The following is a 4,886-nucleotide window of genomic DNA, read 5'->3' as shown; positions in this document are numbered from 1 at the left end:
TTTCTGTTTAGTAAATTTCTTAACGTTTATAATTTAGATTAGTTGCGGTTTAAAAGTAGCTGAATCGCGGTTATTAAGTGTTTAGAATAAAAAAACGCCATACTTGAAAGTATAATGTAAGTAATTAGCCAATTATGGGGCTTTTTTTGCCTTTTTTTTCGTTTGGTAAATTTCTTAATGTTTATAGCTAAACGACAACCGTCATCCCGCTGCTTGTTAGCGGGATCTATGCTAAGAGATACCGCGGATGAATCGCGCGGTATGACGGTTCGTGGTGGCATCTCGTCATCCCGCTACGTGTTAGCGGCTAAGAGATACCGCGGCGGTATGACGTCTTAGCCATAGATTACCTGATCTCACCATCTTTCCGGTTGTTTTATACATAATTCTCGGATTTTGAAAGTTCACTTTGAATAAATTGCTCATATTCTTTATCCTCTAGTTCTTCAAAAATCTCAGGATAATGTTTACTGGAACGAGTAATTATTGAAATTAGCTCTTGCTTTGTTTTTCTTAGTAAAACCTTTCAAAGAGAGTCTGTTCATCTGGGCGCGCAGACGATCGATACTCCTTTCTATCAAGTGCAACCAAAGCAAAACCTGTTGCAGCCATATGCTTACATGGACCATAATACACAAATGCAGGACAGGAACATGTTCCACTCAAAAGAGGACCATCGTGCTTTAGTGTTACTCGATATATATTTGATCCAACTACCTTTGATTTAGCTTGAGATTCATTAACAGATATAATCTGTACCTTTCTTTTGTCAAAATAATCCCTTCCTCTGGAGCGGTAGGGTTCTTTGATAAGACCTGTGATATCTTTATAATACAGTCTCATTTTTACCTCCTTTAAAACCCTCAATTTTCTAATATATCCTTTCTTCCATAAAAATTTATTAACTCACCACGACTTTTATATGGCCCTGCGGACAATTTTATAGTGCTATAGCTAACTCAAGAAAGGTTTCCCTACGTCATACCGCGATTCATTCCATAACTGTATGAACATTCATTTTTGAAGGTAAATTGCACAGCAAATGGTGTCATGAAAGTAGCTGACACTGGAATCCAGCCTTGCCGTAATCTCATCAAGAACGTTGTGTTTTAACATAAAACGGCTACTTTTATACTTACCAACTTAATAAAATTCCTGGATCCCAGTGTCAAGCACTGGGATGACAAGAAGAGGGTACTTGGATAAGAGGCATTGCCCTCCTGGTAGGCCCAAATTGCAATGTCCGTACAGTTATGGATTCATTCGCGGTATAGATTCCGCTAATGAGTAGCGGAATGACGAATTTGTTGTTTTTCAAATTGTAGGTAAACCTAAGCCACTTTAGCTATATATAATAGAATTTCGCTTTCTACTATCTTTCCAGTTGTTTTATACATAATTCTCGAATTTTGAAAATTTGCTCCATATCTAATTTCTCACTTGTATAAAATTTGTTTTCTTACTTCGAGACCTAATCTACCACAACTTTTATATGGCGTTTCTTTCCTGCAGATAATTTTATAAATGGCTGATCTTTAAAGCTCTCGAAATTTATTACATGATCAATATTGTTTACAACATTATCATTAATCTTGCATCCGTTGCCCTGTATTAAACGCTTTGCAGCGCCTTTTGAAGGTTCAAAACCGGTGTCATGTAGTAGGTCTACTAAGGATATGCCGCTTGCCACTTGTTCTTTTTTTATGATGTAATCAGGAAGTAGTGAGCTATCTTCATTCTCAAAAGCAGAAATTGCAGCAAATTGTGCAAGTTCCGCTTCTTTGTCACCATGACATATTTTTGTCACTTCTGTTGCCAAGACCTTTTTTGCTTCATTTATTTCTTGATCCTTTAAAGACTCTAATTTTCTAATCTCATCAATTGGCACATCAGTGAGCAATCTTAAAAAACGTCCAACATCTTGATCATCAACGTTGCGAAAATATTGCCAGTAGTCGTAAGGCTTTAGCATATTATCATCAAGCCACACTGCTCCACTTTCAGTTTTGCCCATTTTTTTTCCTTGTGCATTTAATAAAAGAGGCATGGTAAGGCCAAATAGCTCAGGTAAATTCAACTTTTTTCCAAGTTCAATTCCGTTTACTATATTTCCCCACTGGTCTGACCCTCCAATCTGCAGACGACAATCATATTTTTTGTTTAATTCAATAAAGTCGTAAGCTTGCAATAGCATGTAATTAAATTCCAGAAAGCTTAAGGTTTGCTCTCTATCCAGCCTGGTTTTCACACTATCAAAACTTAGCATACGATTTACAGAAAAATAAGCTCCTATATCACGCAAAAAATCTATGTATTTTATGTTATCCAACCAATCTGCGTTATTTACTATCATTGCACCAGTCTTGCTGTCATTAAAAGACACCATTTTCTCTAATATTCTCCTTATACTGGATGTATTTTGATTGATGTTCTCTACAGGCAAGATGCTTCTTGCTTTATCTTTGAAGGATGGGTCACCAATTTTTGTTGTGCCACCTCCAAGTAAGACTATCGGCTTATAACCAAATTTTTGTAGGTGACAGAGCATCATAATCTGAATTAGGTGACCAGCATGAAGACTTGGTGCTGTGCAATCAAACCCAATGTATGCAACTATATAATTGCTCTGCAATAATAATTGATCTAGTCCTTCAATGTTTGTGCATTGGTATAGGTACCCTCTTTCTTGGATGAAATTTAAAAATTCAGATGCGTGTTTCATTTTATAAACCCCAGTCTATCCTGTCATTAATGCCGAAGGTAACCCTAATAGAGAAGCCAGTGCCCAGACACTGGAACTTAATTATAAACAAGCACACTATACAACGTTTTCGATGAAATTGCATGAAAAACTGGATTCCAGTGTCAGCTACTTTCATGACACCACTACCTGTGCAGGAGTTGCCTTCAAAATTACAACGTTTGTGCAGTTGTGCACCAGCTATCCAGGCAATCAGTTCCATAACTCTTCTATTTTATAATACTCCCTTACTTCCGGCCTGAATATGTGAACCATTATGCCTTGAAAATTCAAAACTACCCAATTGCCTTCATCCATACCTTCTACATCTATTTTATCATGTGGCTTGAGGCTTTTTATTACGTGCTCAGCTAAAGCTTTAACGTGACGGCTTGAATCACCAGATGCAATAATCATATATTTTGCAATAACGGTTTTATTCTGCACATCAAAAGTTACTATATCATGACCTTTATTTTGATCTATTATCTCTTCAATTGTACTTCTTATCGATTCCATATCGCTAAGCATTGTTTACAGGTTATATGATTCATTTATAATTATATACTCAAAATTTCTAAATATGAACTATTTTCAACGCAACTACTTGTTAAAGGTATTACCTGCATCTATTTTATCATCATGTTTTTAGCATGTACAATGTATATACTTTTTATATAATTGAAAATAGCTTTTTACTAGTATTCATTATGGGCAAGACTCTCATCTACTTAATCGGCTTTCCAGGCAGTGGTAAGTTTACTACTGCAAAGGAACTGTGTAAAATCATTGGTGCAGTAATAGTAAGCAATAATCTATTCAATAATATTATATTTGATATTGTTAAATTACAAAACGCTGAAGTTCCAGATGACCTATGGGAAAAAATTTTTGCAGTTAGGGAAAATGTATTAGCAATACTGGAAAAACACTACGTAAAATCAAAACATTATATATTTACAAATGAATTGATAGAGGGTGATCCCTATGACCAAAGATTATATAACTCAGTGGTAAATTTAAGTAAAAAAATGGACATGGAAATTTTTTCTGTAGTATTACATTGTAATAATGAAAAACTAGTAAGACGTGTCCAATCAGAAGAGAGATATCAGGAAAATAAAATTACTGATCCGGATTTTGCTATAAAGAAAATTGAAGGGAAAAGGCTATTTATACCTGAGGGTTCGCTTGAAATTGATAACTCGAACTTGAGTGCAAAGGAAGTTGCAAAGAAAATTGTTGAAGAGATGAAGAAAGAAAAAAATGGAAAATTAATTAAAACTTCTGTAACAAATCATTTAAAAACAGAGCGTACTCGTGGTTGAGCAGAAAGATAAGTACCGTCCTTGTGTTGGCATAATGCTATTTAACAGACAAGGACATGCCTTTATTGGAAAACGCTTTGATAGCGATTCTTACTGGCAGATGCCACAAGGAGGTGTTGATGATGGTGAGGAACTGGAACAAGCAGCGTTACGTGAGTTGCTAGAGGAGGTTGGTACTAATAAAGTAAAGGTTATAACTAAAAGCAAGGATTGGATATACTACAACTTGCCTGAAGAAGTTATACCAATATGCTGGAATGGAAAATATTCTGGTCAAAAGCAAAGGTGGTTCTTAATGAAGTTTTGCGGAGAGGATGAGGACATTGATATTAATTATACTGGTCATCCAGAGTTCAAAGAGTGGCGTTGGCAAGGTATAGATAGTTTAGTAGCCAGTGCTATATCATTTAAAAAAGAAGTTTATAAAACAGTGATAGAAGAGTTTTCTTCTATAATAAAAGCCTCAACAATAAGCTCATGATAGTAGATTCTCATTGCCACTTGATTTATTTTTCTGACGATGAAATACCAAAAGTAATTTCAAGGGCAGAGCAAAATGGTGTAAAGGTTTTGCATAACATATGCGTAAGCATTGACGATGTTCCTAAGTTATTAAAAATTTCTTCATCCTATGATCAGGTCTACTCCTCTGTTGGTATACATCCGCTTGATGCTGCTATAGAAAACGGTGAGTGTATACATGTTGATGAATTAGTTGAATTTACCAAAAATCAAAAGGTAATTATAGTACTTCCCAAAGTAAATGATAAAGGTATAATAAGCTATTTGAGTTATAATGGCGTATAGTGTGGATTTAA

The 4,886-nt window shown here is 35.2% G+C and carries 8 protein-coding genes and 1 pseudogene; 5 read left to right on the top strand and 4 right to left on the bottom strand.

All coding sequences use genetic code 11. The annotated features are described in order from the left end of the window. The first annotated feature begins 177 nt into the window (after positions 1–177). Positions 178–339: a hypothetical protein gene (locus WOCAOBSORBRA_RS05485; protein WP_174516099.1), complete on the top strand. Its 162-nt coding sequence runs from the start codon at positions 178–180 to the stop codon at positions 337–339. 174 nt (positions 340–513) lie between these two features. Here the strand turns inward: WOCAOBSORBRA_RS05485 and WOCAOBSORBRA_RS05480 are convergent, their stop codons facing one another. Continuing rightward, a complete protein-coding gene (locus tag WOCAOBSORBRA_RS05480; RefSeq protein WP_174516098.1) occupies positions 514–843 on the bottom strand; it encodes an SWIM zinc finger family protein in 330 nt (109 codons plus the stop codon). Positions 844–1,165: 322 nt separating this feature from the next. Here WOCAOBSORBRA_RS05480 and WOCAOBSORBRA_RS06485 point away from each other — a divergent pair, with 322 nt between their 5' ends. After that, on the top strand, positions 1,166–1,291 hold the full coding sequence (locus tag WOCAOBSORBRA_RS06485; RefSeq protein WP_272897544.1) for a hypothetical protein: 126 nt from the start codon (positions 1,166–1,168) through the stop codon (positions 1,289–1,291). 180 nt (positions 1,292–1,471) lie between these two features. Here the strand turns inward: WOCAOBSORBRA_RS06485 and tyrS are convergent, their stop codons facing one another. The 3 genes from tyrS to rsfS are packed head-to-tail and all read right to left on the bottom strand — an operon-like array spanning position 1,472 to position 3,271. Next, entirely contained in the window at positions 1,472–2,722 is a 1,251-nt protein-coding gene (tyrS, locus tag WOCAOBSORBRA_RS05475) for a tyrosine--tRNA ligase (RefSeq protein WP_007548582.1), read from the bottom strand. A 1-nt stretch (position 2,723) separates the two neighbouring features. Then, a complete protein-coding gene (locus WOCAOBSORBRA_RS05470; RefSeq protein WP_010963049.1) occupies positions 2,724–2,963 on the bottom strand; it encodes a hypothetical protein in 240 nt (79 codons plus the stop codon). After that, positions 2,954–3,271: a ribosome silencing factor gene (rsfS, locus tag WOCAOBSORBRA_RS05465; RefSeq protein ID WP_006279567.1), complete on the bottom strand. Its 318-nt coding sequence runs from the start codon at positions 3,269–3,271 to the stop codon at positions 2,954–2,956. The genes WOCAOBSORBRA_RS05470 and rsfS overlap by 10 nt, the downstream gene beginning before the upstream one ends. A gap of 179 nt (positions 3,272–3,450) precedes the next feature. On the opposite strand from rsfS, the gene WOCAOBSORBRA_RS05460 reads away from it, so the two are divergent. The 3 genes and pseudogenes from WOCAOBSORBRA_RS05460 to WOCAOBSORBRA_RS05450 all read left to right on the top strand — a co-directional run. Then, positions 3,451–4,068, top strand: a complete 618-nt coding sequence (locus WOCAOBSORBRA_RS05460) for an AAA family ATPase (protein ID WP_022626414.1) — start codon at positions 3,451–3,453, stop codon at positions 4,066–4,068. Next, on the top strand, positions 4,061–4,549 hold the full coding sequence (locus WOCAOBSORBRA_RS05455) for an RNA pyrophosphohydrolase (protein WP_006279569.1): 489 nt from the start codon (positions 4,061–4,063) through the stop codon (positions 4,547–4,549). The genes WOCAOBSORBRA_RS05460 and WOCAOBSORBRA_RS05455 overlap by 8 nt, the downstream gene beginning before the upstream one ends. Continuing rightward, positions 4,546–4,866 (top strand): annotated as a pseudogene (locus WOCAOBSORBRA_RS05450) (TatD family hydrolase); the annotation flags it as partial. The gene WOCAOBSORBRA_RS05455 and the pseudogene WOCAOBSORBRA_RS05450, both read left to right, overlap by 4 nt. Between the last annotated feature and the right edge of the window lie 20 nt (positions 4,867–4,886).

Origin of the sequence: Wolbachia endosymbiont of Cardiocondyla obscurior, assembly GCF_902713635.1 — a bacterium.
Taxonomy (GTDB): domain Bacteria; phylum Pseudomonadota; class Alphaproteobacteria; order Rickettsiales; family Anaplasmataceae; genus Wolbachia; species Wolbachia pipientis.
Note: the sequence above shows the minus strand (reverse complement) of the source record. Positions and strands in the feature narration are given on the sequence as shown.